Annotated in this window: 20 protein-coding genes; 7 read left to right on the forward strand and 13 right to left on the reverse strand. The window is 31.1% G+C overall.

Features of this window, described 5'->3' with window-relative positions:
• Positions 1-338: 338 nt before the first annotated feature.
• The 3 genes from RBH29_RS07175 to RBH29_RS07185 all read right to left on the reverse strand — a co-directional run bounded on the left by RBH29_RS07175 (position 339) and on the right by RBH29_RS07185 (position 4,652).
• Entirely contained in the window at positions 339-1,520 is a 1,182-nt protein-coding gene (locus tag RBH29_RS07175; protein WP_306696093.1) for an oxygen-binding di-iron domain-containing protein, read from the reverse strand.
• A gap of 95 nt (positions 1,521-1,615) precedes the next feature.
• A complete protein-coding gene (locus tag RBH29_RS07180; RefSeq protein WP_306696094.1) occupies positions 1,616-3,709 on the reverse strand; it encodes an ATP-dependent helicase in 2,094 nt (697 codons plus the stop codon).
• A 175-nt stretch (positions 3,710-3,884) separates the two neighbouring features.
• On the reverse strand, positions 3,885-4,652 hold the full coding sequence (locus RBH29_RS07185) for a YdcF family protein (RefSeq protein ID WP_459076764.1): 768 nt from the start codon (positions 4,650-4,652) through the stop codon (positions 3,885-3,887).
• A 142-nt stretch (positions 4,653-4,794) separates the two neighbouring features.
• On the opposite strand from RBH29_RS07185, the gene RBH29_RS07190 reads away from it, so the two are divergent.
• Positions 4,795-5,793 carry an SDR family oxidoreductase gene (locus RBH29_RS07190; RefSeq protein WP_306696096.1) on the forward strand — a complete coding sequence of 333 codons (999 nt, stop codon included), beginning with the start codon at positions 4,795-4,797 and terminating at the stop codon, positions 5,791-5,793.
• Between the two features lie 62 nt (positions 5,794-5,855).
• Here the strand turns inward: RBH29_RS07190 and RBH29_RS07195 are convergent, their stop codons facing one another.
• The 5 genes from RBH29_RS07195 to RBH29_RS07215 form a co-directional block, all read right to left on the reverse strand.
• Positions 5,856-8,270 (reverse strand): ATP-binding protein, encoded by a 2,415-nt coding sequence (locus RBH29_RS07195; RefSeq protein WP_306696097.1) that lies wholly within the window; start codon positions 8,268-8,270, stop codon positions 5,856-5,858.
• A gap of 241 nt (positions 8,271-8,511) precedes the next feature.
• The gene (rimI, locus tag RBH29_RS07200; RefSeq protein WP_306696098.1) at positions 8,512-8,967 is read right to left on the reverse strand and encodes a ribosomal protein S18-alanine N-acetyltransferase; all 456 of its coding nucleotides are present in this window, start codon (positions 8,965-8,967) and stop codon (positions 8,512-8,514) included.
• Between the two features lie 13 nt (positions 8,968-8,980).
• Positions 8,981-9,697, reverse strand: a complete 717-nt coding sequence (gene tsaB / locus RBH29_RS07205; protein WP_306696099.1) for a tRNA (adenosine(37)-N6)-threonylcarbamoyltransferase complex dimerization subunit type 1 TsaB — start codon at positions 9,695-9,697, stop codon at positions 8,981-8,983.
• A gap of 1 nt (position 9,698) precedes the next feature.
• The gene (tsaE, locus tag RBH29_RS07210) at positions 9,699-10,187 is read right to left on the reverse strand and encodes a tRNA (adenosine(37)-N6)-threonylcarbamoyltransferase complex ATPase subunit type 1 TsaE (RefSeq protein WP_459076765.1); all 489 of its coding nucleotides are present in this window, start codon (positions 10,185-10,187) and stop codon (positions 9,699-9,701) included.
• Positions 10,159-11,358: an amidohydrolase gene (locus tag RBH29_RS07215; protein WP_306696100.1), complete on the reverse strand. Its 1,200-nt coding sequence runs from the start codon at positions 11,356-11,358 to the stop codon at positions 10,159-10,161. The genes tsaE and RBH29_RS07215 overlap by 29 nt, the downstream gene beginning before the upstream one ends.
• A gap of 112 nt (positions 11,359-11,470) precedes the next feature.
• Between RBH29_RS07215 and RBH29_RS07220 the strand changes: the two genes are divergently transcribed.
• Positions 11,471-11,635: a transposase gene (locus RBH29_RS07220; RefSeq protein ID WP_373463305.1), complete on the forward strand. Its 165-nt coding sequence runs from the start codon at positions 11,471-11,473 to the stop codon at positions 11,633-11,635.
• 239 nt (positions 11,636-11,874) lie between these two features.
• Here the strand turns inward: RBH29_RS07220 and RBH29_RS07225 are convergent, their stop codons facing one another.
• The gene (locus RBH29_RS07225) at positions 11,875-12,483 is read right to left on the reverse strand and encodes a hypothetical protein (protein WP_306696101.1); all 609 of its coding nucleotides are present in this window, start codon (positions 12,481-12,483) and stop codon (positions 11,875-11,877) included.
• Positions 12,484-12,725: 242 nt separating this feature from the next.
• On the opposite strand from RBH29_RS07225, the gene RBH29_RS07230 reads away from it, so the two are divergent.
• The 4 genes from RBH29_RS07230 (at position 12,726) to RBH29_RS07245 (ending at position 14,775) form a co-directional block, all read left to right on the forward strand.
• Positions 12,726-13,169 carry a hypothetical protein gene (locus RBH29_RS07230; RefSeq protein ID WP_306696102.1) on the forward strand — a complete coding sequence of 148 codons (444 nt, stop codon included), beginning with the start codon at positions 12,726-12,728 and terminating at the stop codon, positions 13,167-13,169.
• Positions 13,169-13,315 (forward strand): hypothetical protein, encoded by a 147-nt coding sequence (locus RBH29_RS07235; RefSeq protein WP_306696103.1) that lies wholly within the window; start codon positions 13,169-13,171, stop codon positions 13,313-13,315. Before RBH29_RS07230 ends, RBH29_RS07235 begins: the two co-directional genes overlap by 1 nt.
• 132 nt (positions 13,316-13,447) lie before the next feature.
• On the forward strand, positions 13,448-13,891 hold the full coding sequence (locus RBH29_RS07240; RefSeq protein ID WP_306696104.1) for a hypothetical protein: 444 nt from the start codon (positions 13,448-13,450) through the stop codon (positions 13,889-13,891).
• A 194-nt stretch (positions 13,892-14,085) separates the two neighbouring features.
• The gene (locus tag RBH29_RS07245) at positions 14,086-14,775 is read left to right on the forward strand and encodes a hypothetical protein (RefSeq protein ID WP_306696105.1); all 690 of its coding nucleotides are present in this window, start codon (positions 14,086-14,088) and stop codon (positions 14,773-14,775) included.
• A gap of 49 nt (positions 14,776-14,824) precedes the next feature.
• Here the strand turns inward: RBH29_RS07245 and RBH29_RS07250 are convergent, their stop codons facing one another.
• The 4 genes from RBH29_RS07250 to RBH29_RS07265 all read right to left on the reverse strand — a co-directional run bounded on the left by RBH29_RS07250 (position 14,825) and on the right by RBH29_RS07265 (position 18,020).
• Positions 14,825-15,403, reverse strand: coding sequence for a hypothetical protein (locus RBH29_RS07250; protein WP_306696106.1), 579 nt, complete (start codon positions 15,401-15,403; stop codon positions 14,825-14,827).
• Entirely contained in the window at positions 15,390-16,181 is a 792-nt protein-coding gene (locus RBH29_RS07255) for a hypothetical protein (protein WP_306696107.1), read from the reverse strand. Before RBH29_RS07255 ends, RBH29_RS07250 begins: the two co-directional genes overlap by 14 nt.
• Positions 16,182-16,313: 132 nt before the next feature.
• Positions 16,314-17,021, reverse strand: a complete 708-nt coding sequence (locus tag RBH29_RS07260) for a DUF5131 family protein (protein WP_306696108.1) — start codon at positions 17,019-17,021, stop codon at positions 16,314-16,316.
• A gap of 78 nt (positions 17,022-17,099) precedes the next feature.
• Entirely contained in the window at positions 17,100-18,020 is a 921-nt protein-coding gene (locus RBH29_RS07265) for a helix-turn-helix domain-containing protein (protein ID WP_306696109.1), read from the reverse strand.
• A 462-nt stretch (positions 18,021-18,482) separates the two neighbouring features.
• Here RBH29_RS07265 and RBH29_RS07270 point away from each other — a divergent pair, with 462 nt between their 5' ends.
• The gene (locus RBH29_RS07270) at positions 18,483-19,973 is read left to right on the forward strand and encodes a pectate lyase family protein (protein WP_306696110.1); all 1,491 of its coding nucleotides are present in this window, start codon (positions 18,483-18,485) and stop codon (positions 19,971-19,973) included.
• Positions 19,974-20,082: the final 109 nt, after the last annotated feature.

Genomic DNA, 20,082 nt, shown 5'->3' on the forward strand with positions numbered 1-20,082 from the left:
TTGAAAAATGCTTACCTATTGGCAAGAGCGTCTTTCATCCCACGGCTAAAGCCGGCAAGTAAGGATGGGTTTTCAGACGCTGTTTTTTATAACATATTCAATCCGCAAATCTCCATAGGATGCATATATCTTTAATTAAAAATATGTAGGAAACAACAAGTTGTAGAACCGTTAATACGACAATGTAAGTAAGAGAAATCTTCTTAAACAAAGTAGATTATTAAAAACAAAAAAGTGAACTCGTTTAGCTAAAGCTAAACATCGAAACTTCAGGTGGAGACTCAACTCCACCTGAAGTTTTATAATAAAAATGAGACAAGAGAACCGTCCCCCTGTCTTTATAGATTATTAGCAAATTTTTCTCCAAAAGCAATACACTCTTCAAAATCTTCTTTTCGTGGTTGATATTTAAACTTGACAGGCTCTAAGTCAACTTTTAACCCGATTTTTTTCAAACCTTCAGTAATATGCCCAGGTGCTTCTCCACTCCAGCCATAACTTCCAAAACCTGCAGCTGGTTTATTTTTAAATTTCAAAAGCTTCATTTCTTCTAAAATCATTGATATAGATGATAAAGAACCATTATTTACAGTACAGCTTCCCAAAATAATCCCCTTTGCCTTAAATAACTCGGTTATTAAATCGCTTTTATCTGTAATAGAGGAATTAAATACTTTGTACTTTATATCTTTGCTTCGAAGACCTTCCGCTATTGATAAAGCCAAATTTTTTGTAGCATCATACATTGTATCGTATATGATTACAACATAGTCCTCACTATAGCTATTTTGAGACCACTCATAATACTTTTCAACAATCTGCATAGGATTGTCCCTCCATATTACTCCATGGCTTGGTGCAATCACATCTATATCAAGATTTAATGCTTTAATCTCTTCTATTTTTTTCTTTATAAGAGGCTTGAATGGATTTAAAATATTTGCAAAATATTTTATAGCTTCTTGATACAATTCACACTCATCAACCTGATCATTAAAAAGTGCCGGGGCTGAATAATGCTGCCCAAAAGCATCATTAGATAAAACAACATTTGCCCCTTTAACATAAGTTAACATGCTATCTGGCCAATGCATCATAGTCATCTCAACAAAAACAAGCTCATTTTCTCCAATCTTTATTGTATCCCCTGTCTTCACCACATTTATGTTCCAATCCTTATGAAAATACCCTTTAATGCTTTCTTCTCCTTTTTTAGAGCAATATATAGGAGTATTCGGTATTTTTTCCATTAAATAACCTAGACTTCCTGAATGATCTGGTTCACAGTGATTAATTATAATCATGTCTATATTTTCCAAACCAACTTCTCTTTCAAGGTTTTCAACAAATTCTTCCTTATATGGATTCCAAACAGTATCTACAAGAACAGTTTTTTCATCTTTAATTAAATAAGAATTATAAGTAGAACCTCTGTGAGTTGACAGTTCATGTCCATGAAACTTTCTCAATTCCCAATCTTTTATACCAGTCCAGTATACATTATTTTTTACCTGTATCATATCTAAGCTCCTTTCACTTCAAATAAGTTATAATATATATTCCCTGCCCTTTTTACATTAAACTCTTTTTTATTATATACGTTTTTATCTTTTATTTAAAGCTTTAGCAACTCTTTTTCTAAACATGTAACTAAATCCAATTTACGTCTTATACCGTTAAAATCAATTTCTACAATTATACTATCCTTTTTTTCTTCTAAAATTGCTGCTATTACACCTTTACCAAAATGCTTGTGAGTTACTATTACTCCTTCTGTAATGTCATTTAGATTTTTCTTTTTTACACAATCTAATATTTCATCTATAAACATTGTCCTTTCTTCCATAAATCCATTTCTCAAATTTGGATATATTAAATACAAATGCTCCTTAGCTCTTGTGATTCCAACATAAAACAACCTTCTTTCCTCTTCAAGAACATCTTTATTATTCTCCTCTTTTGAAAGATCTATAGCACTTTCCCCTGGCAATTCGCTATTCACCATATCCACCATTATAACACAATCATATTCTAATCCCTTACTTGAGTGTATTGTAGACATTGTTAACCTAGCACCTGATGTTGTGTTTTCAAGTAGTTTTTTTATTTCTTCAATTCGCTGTAAATAGTCAGTAATTTTTTTATATTTTAGGGAAATTACTTTTAAAACTCCGAAAAGACTATATAAATAATCATAAAAAAGCCCTGTGTTTTCACAATACTCCTTTACATAGTCAAAATAATTAAAATCTTTTTCAATATATTTTAAAGCATCATAAGGTCTTTTTTTAGAGAGCTTTTTAAATTCACTTTTAACGTTTAAAAGCTTCATCTTTTTATATGATTTTATATCTCTATCCTTTAAGATACCATCAATAATTGAGTCTTTGTAACCAACGTTTAATGCATATTCCAACATTGCTTTTGAAATATAACGATTCATTCTGTAATATATTCTCCAAAAGGAATCTGCATCTGTCTGATCCAATGAGAATTTTAAAAAAGATAGTATGTCCTGCACAACCCAGTGATTAAAGAAAAACAGCCTGTTTTGCTTTACATTAAAATCTATTTTATTTCTATCAAGAGCTTCTGCCAATGGAATTGAAGAAATATTGTTTCTATAAAGAATTGCAATTGTAGAATTCTTTTTTTTACTCAAATATTCCTCTACCTTGTCCACAACAAACTTATATTGGGAACTCTGATCCTTTGCTTTTACAATAAAAGGGTCATGTCTGTACTCATTAAATGTACAGTGTTTTTTGTCATACCTTCTAGTATTATTTTTGATAAATCTGCTACTTATATTTACTATATTTGCTGTTGACCTATAGTTATTGCTAAGATAATAAAAACTGCACCCTCTAAACTGTTCCTTCATACTCAATATGTATTCTGGTTCTGCTCCTCTAAATCTATAAATTGATTGATCATCATCTGCAACTAAAAATATATTCTTTTCTTTAGAACTTACCAAAAGCTTTAATATTTCAAACTGTATTTTTGACAAATCCTGTCCTTCGTCAACCTGAATAAAATTATACTTATCGATATACTTTTTTAAGATGCCGGGGAATTTTTCCAATATTTTGTATGCAAAAGTTAGCATATCATCAAAATCCATCAATAAATTCGTCTTTTTATGCTCTTCATAGTATTTGTATATATTGGGGAAATTTTTAATGCTTGTATCAACTTTTTCTAAATCTTTTATCATTTTATTTTTCACAAGACCAATTTCATTTATAAGCTCTTCAAGTTCATCTTCATTTATTTTGGTACCATTAACATTTTTGTATATATCCTTTATAATTATCCTTTTATTATTCTTTGTCTCCTCCTTTCCTTCAATTCTCTCTAGATATTTTCTTCGTATATTTTCATAGTCACGCACCACTAAATTACAAAAGCTATGAAGAGTAGAAAAATGAACTCTTCTAGGTGAGATATCTTTAAATATATTATTGAATCTTTTTTCCATTTCAATTTTTGCAGCTCTATTAAAAGTCATAGTGAGTATGTTTTCTGGCTTAATTTTAAGCTCGCTTATAAGATAAGCAGTTCTTGAAGTAATTACAGTAGTTTTTCCAGATCCTGGACCAGCCAACACAAGGGCTGGTCCTCTGGTATGTGTAACTGCTTCTTTTTGCTGATCATTAAGACTTATTTTATAGTTTTTTTCTAATATATCAAAAAAGTTTTCCAAATAATCACCTTTAAATATTTCGTTTATAAAACCACTTTAATAATTATATCAAAAGATAATTTTTTTGTTCTATAACTGTCAAACCAGTTCTTTAGTATACTATGTTAAACTGCAACTTATAGAGATATTAAATATAAGAATTGACAAATCTATACCTAATTCTAATTAAGAAAATTTACCTATCAAAAATAAAAGACTTAATCACTGCAAAATACTCTCTTAAATAACAGTTAACTAAAACAGATGGATTTGTTTTTGCTGGCAGCCTATAAGCTTCAAATCCATTTCTTTCTGCAATCATTTGACTTCTAAAAATGTGAAACCCATTTGTAACAATAATTACACTATAGCTTCCAGTTCCATCTACTTGGTCTAATATTTCTTTTGAAAACTTAAAATTTTCAAAGGTATTGGTTGCTCTTTCTTCTTTAATAATTCTCTTTTTGTCTATTCCATTATTTATTAGATATTTTTCCATAGCATAAGCCTCCGTTACTGTCTCACCTGGTCCCTGTCCTCCAGTGACAACTACTTTCAAATCAGGATTTTCCTCAAGATACTCTATTCCCTTGTCCAACCTATATTGCAAGGTAGGAGGAACAAAATCACCTATAAGACCAGCACCAAGTATAATCATGTAATCTGGCTCTACACCTTCATCTGCCTGAGCTGAAAAAATAATAACTCCTTGAACTAGCACAAAAGAAATCACAAATAATGCCATTAGCAAAATAAAAACTCTCCTAATTATTTTATTTTTAATCTTAAGCAAATGACCTCTGCCCTTTATTCTTACAAGTGCAATTATTAATAAAAAAACACCTATAAAAAAGATTATAAATACACCAAAATTAAAAACTGGATTTACCATCATGAGAACTAAGAAGTTTAACACTCCTAAAATGCCAAGTAACAAAATGGCATAATCCACCAACTTTTTCACCCTCATCAAAACCCCTTTTATCTTATATATTTTTTACCTGTTCAATTAATCACAATTATATTACAATGAATTGTAGAAATCAATAATTAGGAATGGTCAAATTTTATTATTGGCTTGTTCTTTATAAAAGGGGGAGAAAAAAATGAAAGTATTATTTATTGGTGGTACAGGTATTATAAGTGAAGCTGTGACAAAGCTTGCAGCAAAAAATGGAATAGATTTATACCTTTTAAATAGAGGCAATCGCAAAGAATTTATTCCTCCTAATGTCAAAACAATCAAATGTAATATAAGAGATCTAAAATCTGCCTCTGAAATTCTTAAATCTTATTTTTTTGATGTTGTGGTAAACTGGACAGCCTTTACTCCAGAACATATTAAAACGGATTTAGAACTTTTTGAAGGCAAAGTGAATCAGTACATATTTATAAGTTCTGCTTCGGCTTATCAAAAGCCTCTTTCTCATTATCTTGTTACAGAATCAACTCCTCTATGTAATCCTTACTGGCAATATTCTAGGGATAAAATTGCATGTGAAGAGCTTTTAATGGATAAGTATCGTAATAGTGGATTTCCCATTACAATAGTCAGACCATCTTTCACCTATGGAGTATCGATGATACCTGCCGCTTTAAACAGCTGGAATCACCCTTGGTCACTTATTGACCGTATGAAAAAAAACAAGGAAATAATTGTACACGGTGACGGAACTTCTCTTTGGACAATGACTCATAATAGAGACTTTGCAAAGGGGTTTGTTGGGCTTATTGGAAATATGCAATCTATAGGTCATGCCTTTCATATAACATCTGACGAAGTACTCACATGGAATCAAATATATAACTATATTGGAATGGCTGCTGGAGTAAAACCAAACTTAATACATATTCCGTCAGACTTTATTTCTCGCTATTTCCCTGAAGCTGTAGGCAGTCTCTTAGGTGATAAAGCCGTAAGTGCAGTTTTCGACAATTCAAAAATCAAAAGATTTGTACCAGATTTCTTGCCTTCTATACCTTTTGCTTTAGGTATTAAAGAAACTGTCAGGTGGTTTGAACAAAACTCCCACCGTTGCACTGTAGATGAGGATTGGAATAATTCCATGGATAATATAATTTCACAGTATAAAAAGGAATCTTAAAAGATTCCTTTTTATTTAATCATTCTACATTTCCCGGGAAATTATTTATATAATTTGTCGAATTACTTTGTCAAACTATTAGATTTTCCTGCTCCCGATGCTGTTTTTGAGAATTTTTTAAGTTTTTCATACACAAGATAGTTTATTGTTCCAACAGGATATTTTCCATTTTCCGTTTTATTGCCTGCTTTTTTACCTGTTAATATTTCAATTCCCTCATCTATATTTTTAACAGCATATACACTGAACTTTCCTTCTTTACATGCTTTTGCAACTTCATCATTCAAAACCAGATTTTTTATGTTCTGATAAGGTATAATTACTCCATGCTCACCGTTTAATCCTCTTAGCTTGCACAGTTCAAAAAATCCTTCTATTTTTTCTGTAACTCCACCTATAGGTTGAATCTCTCCCTTTTGGTTTACAGAACCAGTTACTGCAATGCTTTGATTTATAGAAACCTCCGCTAAGCTTGAAAGCACGGCATAAAGTTCTGAACTAGATGCACTATCTCCATCAACACCCCCATACAATTGTTCAAAACAAAGACTTGCAGTCAATGAAAGAGGCATATCCTGAGCATATTTTTGACCAATATATCCACTTAAAATCATAACACCTTTTGAATGAGAAGTTCCACTCATTTCTATCTCTCTTTCTATGTTTACTATTCCTCTCTCTCCCATAAAAGTATTTGCAGTAATTCTAGTCGGCTTTCCAAATGAATAGTCCCCTGTATCAAGTATTGTAAGACTATTTATCTGACCTACTACTCCTCCTTCAGTATCTACCATTATCGTCCCATCTTCTAAGAGTTTTAAAAGTTTTTTGTCATATTTATTGGATCTGTATATTTTTTCCTGTATTGCTTTTTTCACATGTTCAGCACTAACTAAAGAACACCCATCTATTTCAGCCCAAGCTGAAGATTCAGAAAGTATTTCCACAATATCATTAAATCTTGTAGAAAGTTTACTTTGATTTTCTACTAGCCTTGAACTATATTCAACAACTTTTGCAACTCCACTTTTGTCAAAGTGGGAAGATTCTTCACGGTTGCAAAACGAACCTATAAATTGAGCCAATTTCCTTGTATTTGCACTGTTTCTGTCCATCTCTGCATCAAAATCTACCTTTATCTTAAAAAGCTTTTTAAATTCTTCATCATATTCATAAAGTATCTGGAAAATATATTCACTTCCAACTAAAATAACTTTCACATCCACAGGTATTGGCTCAGGTTTTAATGTGGAAACAGCAATAAGACCCATTTGATCCTTCATATTTTCAATGGCTATTTCCTTTGTCCTTAAAACCCTTTTTAGAGCTTCCCAAGATTGAATATTATTTAAAATATCTTTTGCTTGAAGTATCAGATATCCTCCATTAGCCTGATGAAACATCCCAGCCTTTATCATGGTAAAGTCAGTTGTCATAGTTCCAAATTCATTTTCATACTCTACTTTTCCAAGAATATTGTAATAAGTTGGATTGTAATCAGTTACCACAGGTGCACCTTTAAGTTCACTGTTATCAACCAAAAGATTAACTTTATATTTATCTGTATGAGATTCCTCAGACCCTTTAAACCATGGAAGAATAAGCTGCTGCTCTTCGGAAAGTTCATCTTCTCTAAATTCATCAAGATTTTTCAATATGTCTTCCTGTACTTTCTCAAGATAATCTAATATTTTTTCATAATCTCTATACTTTTCTTTCAAATCATTTATCTGTATTCCAACAGCAAATAATGCTATTTTGTTTTCCCACTCCGATACTCTTTCTTCTGCTTCTTTTTCTATATTTTTAATTTGTCTTATTATATCCAATGTTTCCAACTGTACTACATTAGATTTTTCATTTATCTCATGCTTTATTTTTTCGTCTAAGTCCCCATACTCTTCCTCTGTTATTGCCTTTCCTTCAACAACCGGTAAAAAATATATTCCTGCATTAGTAGTCTTTACTTTAAACCCCTGTTTTTCAGCATCTTCATTTAGTCTTTCCATTAATTCTGATTTCTTAGTTTGATATTCCTTTGCTATAGAAGTTTTTTCTCTTTCATAGTCCTCACTATCAAAAGCTTTAGTTATTTCAATTCTTAGGACTTTGACAAAGTCTCCCATGTCTTTTTGAAGCACTTTACCCAATCCTGCAGGCAAATTAATAGCTTTAGGCTTATTAGGATTATCAAAATTGTATACATAACACCAATCATCCGGTGTTTTAAATTTCTTTGACATCTTTTTTACAATATTTTGAGCATAACTTGTTTTTCCCGTTCCAGTCATTCCGCTCATAAAAATATTGTATCCTCTGGTTTTTATTTTAAGCCCAAACTCCATTGCTTTTACTGCTCGTTCCTGACCAATAATGTCATCAGAAAAAGTCAATTGCGAAGTATCTTGAAACTTAAATGAACCTGGTTTACATTCTTTTCTAAGCTTATTATAGGATAATTTCTTTGTGCGTGGCATATACTTTCCCCCTTTAAACCAGCTTACATAAGGATTTATAATAGACAACGATAAATTTTAAGACATCCAAACTACTTTGGAAAATTAAAATTGTAATTATAATGTAAAACTTACCTTTTAAAAATACATTAAACCAATTTAATAATATATTCTACTAAAATATAATAAAATCCTTTTTATTGTACAATAATTTATATTTAATTCACATAAACTGTTGTGTTTTTTAACCTGCCAAAATACATTATATATTATTTTTCCACATAATAACTGCGTCCTCTCCATTATCAGAATAATACTCTTTTCTAACACCATCAACTTTAAAACCATATCGGGTGTACAATTTTTGAGCAATAACATTACTCTTTCTTACTTCTAGAGTTATTCTGCTTATCTTCTCATTTTTTGCAATATTTATAAGATGCTGAACTAATCTACCTCCAATTCCATTCCTTCTATACTGAGGATGAACTGCTATATTAGTAATGTGTCCCTCATCACAAATTCTCCACATTCCTGCATATGCTATTGCTATTTTTTCTACCCTTGCACAAATATATATTGCTAGATTTTTATTTGATAATTCCTGCATAAAAGATTCTTTTGACCAGGGAACAGTAAAACATGAATTTTCTACAGCTAAAATATCTTCAACATCTTCAATTTTCATGTAAGAGATATCAACACAATTTGCACTCATAATCTTCCACCTTTTAAGAGTCATCATTCACTGACAGTTTTTTTTCGTACATTCTTTCAGCCTGAGATTTTCTAAGATAGAAAGGTACCATTTCAAAAGAAGACTCAATATTTCCCTCTTTAGCCTTCAAATATGCAATTCCTGCAACCGCCGATGCCCTTTGAAGTCTCATGTTTCCTAGAGCAAATTCACAATTATCTTTTAGTCTCTTTTTAAAAAAATCTTTATGAATATCAACTCCGTCACCAACAAAAACAACTTTCTTATCTTTTTTTTCAATGATATCTGCCAATTCATCAACAGGAAGTGCAAGATAGTCACTTATTCTTTCCTGTCTATCATCATTCCACTCATATAATGCAGTATATACTTGATTATTTCTTGCATCCATTATAGGACAAATAATGAAACTTCTCATTAAGATATTATATGCTAAAGAATCTAATGTTGGCACACCAACTAAAGACTTAGAAACTGCATAAGCCATAGTCTTTATGGTAGTAACCCCTATTCTTAATCCAGTAAAAGAACCAGGACCTGTTGATGCGGCAAAAATATCTATATCCGTTGGTTTTAGTTCCAACTCATCTAAAAGTCCCTTTATCATAGGCATTAATCTTTGAGAATGAGTCTTTTTGTGATTTACAATATATTCTCCCAACAGTCTCTCATCTTCCATAACAGAAACGGCAGCAACAAGCGTTGATGTATCCACTGCTAATATCTTCATACTATTTATCCCTCACTATCAATCTGTTTTTATAATCACAATATCTAGATCCTATAAATTCAATTTCAATAATCCTTACATCCACTCCACTGTCAAGGTCTTTTTTCATAATTATACGAATAATCTCTTTAGGAAGTATATCTTCTATTATATCCCCCCACTCTATTACAACAATTCCTTCACCATAGAGATATTCTTCAAATCCAATTTCAAACATCTCTTCTGAATCAGCAATCCTGTATACGTCAAAATGGTAAAGAGGCACCTTCTCATTGTATTCGTTGACAATTGTAAATGTAGGGCTTGGTATATATTCTTTTATACCAAGGGAATGAGCAATTCCATTTGTAATAACTGTCTTTCCTGTTCCCAAATCCCCTGTAATACATACAACATCTCCTTTATTTAAAAGTCTGCCCAAGGCTTTTCCAACTTCAATTGTTTCATTTTCGGAAAACGTCTTAAATTTTTTCATTATTTTTTCTCTCATACACTACCTTCCCATTAATAATTGTAGCCATAGTTTTAGATTTAAACTCAAAAGGATGTCCATCAAATATAGTTATGTCTCCATCTTTTCCAGCTTCAATACTTCCAACTCTGTCTTCAATCCCATTTAGCAAAGCTGCATTAATTGTTATAGCCTTTAAAGCTTCTTCTTCATCCATTCCCTCTCTCACTGCCATTGCAGCACATACAGTCAAATACTGTACAGGTGTACATGGATGATCTGTCATTATAGCCACTTTAATACCAGCCTTAGACAAAATTCCTGGAGTCTTTATAGTTAAATTTCTAAGTTCCACTTTAGACCTATCCGAAATAGATGGACCTATTATAGTTCCCACACCTTCTTCACATAGTATGTCCGTTATTAAATGTCCCTCAGTGCAATGTTCAATTGTTAAATCAACATCAAACTCTCTAGCAATTCTTATAGCAGTCAGTATATCATCTGCTCTATGAGCATGAGCTTTAAAGGGAATCTCCCTGTTTAATACTTTAAGTAATGCTTCAAGTTTCATGTCGTAGTCAGGCTTATCGTTGTTTTCCATATCGTCATTATGCTTTTGAATCAATTCTTTATACTCTTTAGCTGAAATTAAATTTTCCCTAAGTAGTGCCGCAGTCGCCATACGTGTTGATGGAGATTGTTTTTTTTCTGCATATACAGTTTTAGGATTTTCTCCAAAAGCTATTTTTACAGCAACAGGATCCTTTACAACCATTTCTTCAACTCGTCTTCCATAGGTTTTTAGAGCTGCAAACTGACCACCTATAACATTTGCACTTCCAGGGCCTGTTACAACTGTTGTAACACCATTTTCCCTAGCTTCAACAAAAGCTTTGTCCATATGAAAAACTCCATCTATAGCTCTCAAATGAGGTGTTACAGGATCTGTCATTTCATTTGTGTCATCTCCTTCAAATCCAACAGAATCCTCACATATTCCTACATGGCAGTGAGCATCAATAAAACCAGGAAGTACATATTTCCCTTTCGCATCAATAACAGTAATATCACTGTCTTTAAACTCACTTTCATCTAATTCTGTCATGTCTCCTACCTTAATTATTTTTTTCTCTTTTATTAAAATATATCCTTTATTATAATTAGCTCCTGCCATCGTCAGTATTTTGCCATTTTTTATAAGTAACATAGTCCCCTCCACAAATATTATTAAATATATTTATCTGTTTTAATTAATTTCTTTACTTTTAAATGTCTATACCATTTTATTATATTACAATACTAATTACAATGATTAAAATATAACGTTATCACACACGGTATGGAAATGTAAATATCATGTTGTGTGGGTGCCAAACTATAGAAGAAAAATCATATACGATAGATTAAGAAGGGAAACAGGACATATTTTAAGAAAATTATGTGAATACAAGGGAGGCAAAATAATAGAGGCAAAAGCAAGCTAAGAAAAAAACAAAAAATAATAGGCAGTGTTCGTAAAAAATATTGCCTTTAGGCATGCTTGTATACAGCCCTTTTAGGGCTTAATCAAGCCACCGGCTAAGCCGCTGGACATGACTTGTTATAAGACTTTAGAGGCTTTTTTTATATACTTTTTAAGCCTAAAGAAAAAATTAAACAAAGAGGTATCTAAATTTAAAACTAAAGGATGTCAAGTATTTACATATTAATGGCGTTTGTTTTATTAATCTTCACTTCTACCATTTCGTTGAGTCCACAAATCCTTCGCTTCTTTGAAGTTCCAATTTTCTATCAAATCTTTCCAGTGTTTGTCGACAGTACTTGACGATAGAAGGATAGTTGTTTCGTTTAAGAAATTAACATTTTGAAGTAATTCCAGATACTTTTCTAATTCCAAAGTTATGTCATGCCAATTTTCAAACAATACAGAGTTATTATAATAATAAAATGGTTTTTCAGTGTTTAAAAATGCTATTACTCGCTGTATAAAAGAACATAAAATATCATATGTGTACTCTATGGAACCAATAACACTTGATTCTTTGGAATCCCAATATTTAAAATTAAAATGTTGCATCCTTTCGTCACATATTGATGATATTTTTAGTAAATCTCTTTGTACAGCTAAAAAATAGCTTCTAGAATCTTCATCAAAAGGATCACTCCTATCTAAAACATTTTCAATTGTTTTAGATAGAAAATAAATATCACTAATAATAGATTCTTGAATTATTGAGGAGTAAGTTTTTTTGAGACTATAATAATTATATGCGTAAAATGAAGATATAATTATCATTAATGTGGTTAAGAATATTAATATTTTTTGTTTCACTTTTTCTCCTCCTCGTATTAATATAATCCTCTCGAAAACTCTAAACACTTTCGTGGTAAGTCTTTTGAGGTGTGAGTTTTTTCTCATGCCTCTAACATTTTCAAAATATTCACTTTAAATTTTCCAACGGTTTTTACCATGTCCGACCATATATGGGTACTATCTACCTTGACAAAGGTCAAGAAAGACTTCTATTGAATCTGATTTTTTACTGTAAAACTGAGAGGAGAAGGATGGTCTATATGGAAAAATCCCTATCCAAACTTTACCTTCTAGACCTTAATAACCTGCTCCCCATAATAAAGCATTTATACTCTGATACTGGCCGACCCGCCAAAAATCAGCAAGGAATTATTAGATTCCTTGTATTAATGCTTGACTCCAATGAACATTCTATCACAAAATGGGCTAAAAAGGTAGCTTGTGACAGACTCTTTTGTGCTACATGTGGATTTAAATACGGCAAAGCACCTTCTTTCCCTTCCTATTACGACTTTATTAAGCGTATTTGGATACAATCACATGTAGAACATATCAAGCGTAAACTTAAGCCTAAGTCCTTCTATTCCAAGCCACGTCTTAAATTAAAAGCAGGGCAAAAGCTTCCACCAAAGCACTCAGGTGTTGTTAAAAAGCTCGTTTCCCTTGCAATTAAGGGAAAACTTAGAGAAGAACGAGCACGATAATGGCGAGCCTATCTGTATGGGAGGTATACCCTGTAAAAACTGTAGGTACTCATATCCAAAAGGAATCAAGTACAGATGCTGGTTTGATTACTATGGAATTGACAAGCCTTGTACCTGCTCCAATAGTGACTAAGGAGTTCATATGATTTTTGCAAGCAAAAATTATATGCCTAATATACACTTACCCAATTATTGCATGTCCATAATTTACTGGTTAAAACTATTGAGAACTCTTCCGATAACTAAAAACAGAATACACAATTAGGGGGTAAAAATTTATGAAAAAGAAAAGTATAGTTTTAATAATTGTCGGTGTTTTTATATTACAAATCATAGTAGTAAATGCTTTTGATTTTAATTTGACTCATCTGCTAAAACAAAATACCGAATCTTTAGCTTCAGAAACAACTCAAAATATTGACAGTATATTAGAAGAGAAACGTCAAAATACATTATCAGATACATCGGATTATATCGACAATTATATTGCAGGTATCCGCCAAGAATTTGATGATTATGCCCAACTAGAAATTGAAGAGGCCAAAAATCAAATAAACGAAAAGTCTCAAAATATCAAGGATGCTTTGCAATCCCAAAGGCAGGGAAATGTAAATCAGGGCAAAAACCAGATTAAAAAAGCCATTAATGACAAAGTAGATGAGCATCTTTTAGAACTAGAAAATGAACTGTCAATGCTGTTACTAGATAAGTTCGACAACTAAATCTAGCGCATGGTATTTCTGAATTTATAAGTATTTCTCCATATTTTATTTATATTAACATTACCTTAGTGAGTGTTTTCACATTTAATATATACATCCAAATTAGAATTTACTATTGACAATTTCAAACTACTATTGTAGTCTATATACTATATAGACTACAATTACATGTTTTTGAGAAAAAGGCGGTATTTATGAAATTGAAATTTTTATCAATAATTATTTTTTTGCTTATTACAACATTTTTAACTCCTGTATTTGCTGGTGATTTACCTGAATCAGCAATGATGTTTGCAGATTACGGTTTTATTGGAACAGTTCAAGAAGTCGATGATACAAAAGTTACACTTGATATTTCAGAAGTACTTTTCGGAAATTATGATGAAAAATCTATACAAATATCTAAATTCGAATATGTTAAAGGGTACCATGAAAAAGCAGAAGTAAAAGTTGGTGATTATTGTGCTGCCATCGTTATGAAAACAGATGACTCTTATGACATTTGGGAATTTCTCGTAGCAAAAGCTGACTCTCTTGAAAAAGAAACTTTAAAATTAGACAGCAACAACCAATTCATTATTAGAATGAATACTTATATAAATGATGGCTTTTATTCAAATGAAAATTTTTACAAGATGAACCCTAACGCTCATTTGCAGCATCTTGATGATAATGTTAATGAAGAAAATTCTTCCGATGAAAAAACCTCTGACAATGAAGAAAATTTAGTTTTAGAATCTCAAATAGATTCTTCTGAAAATAACTTCAATCATTTTAAAACACTGCGTTATGCTCTAATTACAATTATTATAGTATTGCTGCTAGTTGTCACTGTTGTGCTAATTTCTAATGAAAAAAAGACAAAGAAAATGTTAGAAGATTAAATTTCTCCTCTTAACTTTAACCAATAACTATACACCCTTTTCAAATCAACTATAAACTTTTTAATACATCAAATTCACTAAACACTTTTTGCATAATGTTATTTGAATTTAATATCTTTAAATCATAATTAGTATAAACGGATCTCTTAATACCCCAGTAGCTGTTTTTGACATTATTATTTTTAGGTACAGAAACAAAATATTTATCTTGTTTATTTAAGTTCTTTTCCTCAAATTCATTATCAGTACAATCTATTAAATCTGAAAATACCCAATAGGATGCTGGAGAAATTGCACCCCTAGACCAAGTAGTAATATCTTCATATTCAAATTTGGATATATAAACTATTGGCATGTCCTCAAAGTTTAATTCCACAGCATATATTGGTCCATCTCTCCAATCATTTTCTAATACTTTATCTGCTTTTTGTTGATACAATTTAACAAAACGATCAATAAACCACCCTTCGTAATCTGAATCAGACTTATATCTTAAAAACTTATTAGTTACAATATCATAACCACACTCATTAGATATTGAATCACAATACTTCATTAATTTATCTGCATTTTCATATGTTTTTCTTACCACATTAAATGCATTCTTAATATTTTCACTTAAATTCATAATATCCCCTCTCCATTATAATTTCCTGGTTAAACATAAAATCTATATTTATATCATTTTTACAATCAAACACAAAATGCAAATTTAAATCTATATTTGGGCACTCAAAGTTAAAAGCCCTAAACCTTTCTAGCCCCTTTCTTTCAAGCAATGCAATAGAATCCTTTACTACTAATTCTTCATATTTATTTAATTTCTCTATGTCAATTAACTTTTCTAGAGTAGACAATACTTCTTCCCATGATAGGTACCCAAGAACAATACCTTTTTCAATAATATTTCTATCATAGGCCTCCTTACAAATAGGGTAGCAAGTATGTTCTGATGCAATAAATATTAAAAAAGCCTGCTTATTAGTTCCTAATATTTTCCTCTTTAATATTCTTGACTCTCTGGATAATTGATGGTTGCTCTGTATTTTATAATCATAAGATGAATTATCAACACCATCATCAGAAGACAAGCCACTGTGCAATTTGACTTCAATACCAATTATTATTTCTTCAAATTCAAGTAGTAAATCTATTTCCCCTAAAGGGTCATATGGCCAAAAGTGAATATTATTAGCCCAATAATCAATATCTAATCTTTTAATAGTCTCAAGTATGTGTAGAGAATCCTCGTTTAAAACTTTAGTCTTTGATAAAATGCTCCCTGCTCCTTTATTAAATGGGATATATCTTAAAGAACCAAAGAAGTCACCTGTCAGTTTATCTTCTAACCTTTCACTAAGGTTTGAGCCTGTTGAGCTTATCTTTCCTTTTATTTCTGCAATCAATAATATCACCTACAAATCAAAAAATATTTTTCAACACATCAAAACTCTATCTCTTATATTACTAAAATATGAGTAGCTTTTTTATTAATTTAAATTTAGTCAGATAATAAATGGTCAAATCTCTACTAAAATTCAGTAATCTATTCCAGCTTTTTTTGCTTGACTGCACAATTCTCTCACATTTAAACAATATGTTTTTCCATCTTTTACGAAGTGAGTTCCACATTGTCTAAATTGAAAATGAACATTTTTCTCAATGCATTGTTCTCTAATTGCCAAAACCCATTCATAGTCAAGGAGTCTCGCATTATAATCTGATTCCCCACCAACTACTACTAATTCAACATTATCTAAATAAGTGGATATATCCACCTTCTCAATAAGTGGCTGACAAATAATATTTTTATGTTTAATTGGTAACCTATTAAATATAGAAAGTCTGAAATCAGCTCTATCCTGATTTTCAATAGTACAGCCTACTACCACATTGTCATATCCATCCTTCCAATCACTAGGAATACAATCTAAAAATCTTTCAATTCTTTTTGTTAAAAATATAAATGTTAAATCAGAGCGCTCTTTTATCATTTTCCAACATTCATCACGCCATAAATCTGCATCTTCAAGTAAAAAATCTGTTGAAAAGCAAATATATACAATTTGTCCAGATTTCATCCTGTACTCACCTTTTTTATTTTTTAAAATGGGAGCATCAAATTTTTCTAATTTCACGATTTTGTTGGTGTCTATTCCTCTTTTACTGTCACCTTTATGAATGTAACAGAATTTACAACCTTCACTATATTTATGACATCCACGCCACGGATTCCACATTGCCATTTAATTACCACCTTAAACATTATCTTTTTTGCAAATACATTCCACATCATCAACTGCTATTTTAATATCTCATATACTTTAACTGCTAAAGTTTTTGCTATTAGCTACAACACGGTCTTGTTGAACATTGGCAAATACTAATAAAACAGTGGAAATCAGTAAAAGAATAGAAATAATACAACCAATCATAGTCACATATCTCATACCCAAAAAAACACCTGATATATGGGCTAATAAAGTGGCTATAGTACTACATGTAAGTAAGGCATTTTGGATTTTAACTGCTGAAAATTTTTTAATCACATTTATAACAGACAGTAAAATTATTAAGATAGTCATTACACCTGTTAAAAAGGGTGGAAAATATCCATATCCTATATGTCCAATACTAAAGTATGAGCTTGTTACTATAAAATGATCCGGAATTCCAAAAAAGCCACTCTTAAAAGCAGAGGGAAGTAGCTCTAAAATTAAAGCTGTAACCTGACATGCTAATGCACCAATATACATTGTTTTTTTACTAACATTTAATTTTTTACCACGATTCTCATAAACAATTTGTTGAATTGCCTTAGTAATAAACACCATCCCAAATGGTATTAAAAAAAACATATGTGTAAATGATAACATATTTAAAAATAATTTTGACCTTGTAAAAAGAGGACCTATTAATAAAATTATACCAACTGCTATATATATGCCATTTATCATATTAGAACGCATTTTATTTGATTTGTCTAAAGTATCCAAAATTATTCTATCAGTTTTTTCTACTCTATTCTCTTTTTCCATTCGCTCTCCAGAAAGTATTTCACTTACAGACACATCAAATATTTTGCTTAAGTTCTCTAAAACCAAAACATTAATCACATCTTTTCCCTTTTCCAAACGTGATACAGCCTTATCTGTAACCTTTAATTTTTCTGCAAGATTTTTTTGTGTATAACCTTTTTCTTTACGAAGCTCAAAAATAAATCTTCCAATTTTCTTTACATCCATTTTAATCCCCCTTTTCTTACATTGATATTTTCCGCTCCCTTTCGTCTTAGGCTTTTAATAGTATCCTTAGTCGAATTAGTCATATTCTTTATTTTTAAATCTTTAAGTAGAATTAGTGCCTTGTTTTTGCAAAACTTTGTGCTTGTTTTATGTGAAAAATCATTTCTTGTATTAAAAATCTTATTATGTGATTTAATTGTTTTTTTCATTATATAATAGGGATATGGAAAAATCAAGTGAAATTAGAATGTGTAAACATTGTGTTTTTATGATATATGTCTTTCATAAACAACAAAACACTTTTTTCCTTCGAACTTATATAATAGCGAAATAAAATCATATTATGAAGGGTATAAAAATGTGTTTTATAGTGTTAAGGGTGATGGAGTAACCCTAGGTATCGGTTTGTTCTGCAACACTCTGACAGTTTCGCTAAAAATAAATTTAAGGGGGAAAAATTTTATGAAAAAAGTTTTAACCAAAAAAACAAGGAAACTACTTTTGTTGATACTTATTTCAGTATTAACATCTACCCTAATGCTATCCATTGCATATGGAACAGCTTATGAAAATTTTTCTATTAAAGGAGCAAGTTTAGAGTATGGTGACTTGAATGGTGACGGAATGATAGATTCTAGTGACCTTTCTTTATTAAGAAGGTATATTTTAAGCATTACAGATACTTTCCCTAATGAAACTCCAATTTCATCTGCAGATTTAAATGGGGATGGTGTGATTGATTCTACCGACTATACTTTATTGACAAGATACGTTTTGGAAATAATTGATGCTTTTCCTGTTCAAGATCAACCAAGCCCAGATCCAACTGATCCATCTGAAACTGTTGATTTTAGTTTGGTTGGATACGCTGACATGGAAGGCGATCCAAGTAATAGAGATAGAAGTAATAATAGTGTTCATAGTACTGTAACTGGAGGAGAAGGAACCAATCCTCAGGTAGTTACATATGGCGAAGATATAGAAGATGCTTTAGAGACTGGGAATTATGATGGTGGTATGATTTTATATATTGATTGTTCACAACATTTTCAAGCTGCTTTGCTTGGACTTATGAGATATCACCGTAGTAGTGATAATCACCCTCCCCATCCACCAGTAACTTTCTATATTGTTGACGAACTTACTCCAGATGGAGTTAATGAATTTAGAGTCGAAGATGTAGAAAATGTATCAATCATTGGTGATGGTGCAAATGGAGAATTAAATGGAATTGGTATTAGATTAATTCGTGCAAGTAATATAATTATTCGCAATTTAAGAATATATAATGTGAGAGCAGGAGAAGCAACTGGTTTGGAATTAAATTATAGCAATAATGTTTGGATTGATCGTAATCACTTTCACAGTGAAGGTGTAATTCCTGAAATCCATAGAGATTATTATGATGAATTATTGACAATAAAACATACTTCTCATAATGTAACTGTATCATGGAACATATTTGAAGATCATTATAAAGCAATTTTGGTTGGTCATAGTGATAGCGACAGTGCGGCTCCTGATAATGTTACCTTTCATCATAATTGGTTTCGTGAGCTTAACACCCGAGTTCCTTTAAATAGGTATGCTACTACTCATATGTTTAATAATTTATTTGAAGACATTCATAGCTCCGGTATTAATAGTCGCCAAGGTGCTAAAATGAGAATTGAAAATAATGTATTCAGAAATGTTGGCTCTGGTAATAATGACAGTCAAGGCGATTATATACAGGGACCAATTGGATGGTGGTATGGCAGCAGCACAGGACATTGGCATATGATTGATAACATTATTGAAGACAGCGTGGTAGATCAGAAAGTGTGGGATAATGATCTAAGTAGTTCTAATGTACCATATGCTTATGAACATCTATTACATCCAGTAACCGAAGTCGAAAATATTGTTAAAGAATATGCTGGAAGGTCATTTGAACCTGTGCCTCAATATTAAAATGTTTTTACAAAACAATCCCCCGAAGAGTTTTCTTCGGGGGATTATTCTATCAATGTAATGTATCAAGAGTATCTAGCTCTTTTAATATAGTTCCATCATATGAATT

Source organism: Herbivorax alkaliphila (assembly GCF_030848475.1).
Lineage (GTDB): Bacteria > Bacillota > Clostridia > Acetivibrionales > Acetivibrionaceae > Herbivorax.